This is a genomic window from Vibrio sp. 2134-1 (assembly GCF_033339495.1).
Genome location: NZ_JAWOUS010000801.1, coordinates 1 through 556, shown reverse-complemented (window position 1 = coordinate 556; position 556 = coordinate 1). Strand labels below are relative to the sequence as shown.

The window sequence follows — 556 nt, the reverse complement described above, 5'->3', positions numbered from 1 at the left end:
CTACATTTTCTGTTCTTGATCTGTTCATAAACGAAAGTCTCCTATTAACTTTACTTGTTTAAAATCCATGATCCTTCCAATGCTTAATGCCAGATAAAAATCAATTTGTGAGGCTATCATGTTTAACAGTATACGCACTCGAATTGCTGTCAGTGCGGGTGGGGCAATGGCCTTCACTCTATTGATTGCAATGGGTATGACAACCAATGCGTTCACGCAAGTGAATGAACAAATCACTACAAAAGTAAAATCTCAACTGAACGAAGCCACCACGACCGACCTGAGCAATACGGCGATTCAGCAAGGGCTGAATATTTCCAACCAGTTAGAGCCAGTGTTGGCGAACCTAAAGCAAGCGCGTTCAATTATCGAATTAAGCGCAGAGACGGCCGCGACGCCAGACATTATTGTTAAACAGTTTATTGCGTCGCTAGAAGCTCAGAACAAAGCTGTGTTTGCTGGTTACATGGTATGGGAAAAGCCATCGTGGGTTGAGCTAACGATTCAAGACAAAAGCCTTGGCTTTAATAGCGACGGCTACTTAGCGCCATTCTTT

At 43.2% G+C, this 556-nt stretch carries 1 pseudogene; it reads left to right on the top strand.

Annotated elements, in window-relative coordinates:
• Window positions 1-118 precede the first annotated feature (118 nt).
• A pseudogene (locus R7R78_RS28620) lies at window positions 119-556 on the top strand (methyl-accepting chemotaxis protein); the annotation flags it as partial.